Annotated in this window: 1 protein-coding gene; it reads right to left on the bottom strand. The window is 46.1% G+C overall.

Annotated elements, in window-relative coordinates:
- Positions 1 to 688 (bottom strand): FimV/HubP family polar landmark protein (locus R8O11_RS27975; RefSeq protein ID WP_318194966.1); only part of this gene is annotated, 688 nt, incomplete at its 5' end.

Here is a 688-nt window from a genome sequence, read left to right as displayed (position 1 = left end):
TTATCGACCGTTTATGGTATCGATGAGGTTTTTCGCTTCTCGGCGAATGTCATCTTCACCGTAAACTATCGCCTCTTCTAACAGTTTGATCGCACCTTGAGGATCGTTCATTTCAAGATAGATTTTAGCAAGGTCCAACTTACCTGCTGCTTCTGCATTGGTATCTACATCAACGTCACCGATATCACCAATCACATCAGGGAACTCATTCAAACCGACATCGAGCATCAGTTCTTGCTCTTCAAACTCACCACCTTCTTTGTCCACTTGAGCCATCAGTTCATCAATAGTCATAAACTGATTTTTCTTAGGGTCAAAGTCATCAAGATCTTCCTGCTCGGCCCAGTTCTCTTGCGCGATTTCAGGTTGAGTCAGCGCTTCGCTCGAACTCCACACTTCTTGCTGGTCTTCAGGGACTTCTTCCGTAACCGATGGTTCAGGCATGTCTGATGCTGGCTTAAAACCATCCCAGTCATCACCGACATCCAACATGGTTTCGAAATCCATGCCTGCACTTGCAATGGTGTCGCTGTCGAGCTTGCCATCAAACGCTTCAGCACTTGGCTCATCTGCAAGCAAGTTAGCCATCGTTGATTCATCAAAGTCGTCTAACTCAGATGGAGATTCAATAGCAGTTGGCTGCGCTACCTCTTGATCAAAGCTGTTGTGAGCGAAGACTTCAAAAAGC

This window comes from Vibrio sp. 1288 (assembly GCF_033344475.1).
The sequence above is the reverse complement of the archived record's forward strand: the minus strand, read 5'-3'. Positions and strand labels throughout refer to the sequence as shown.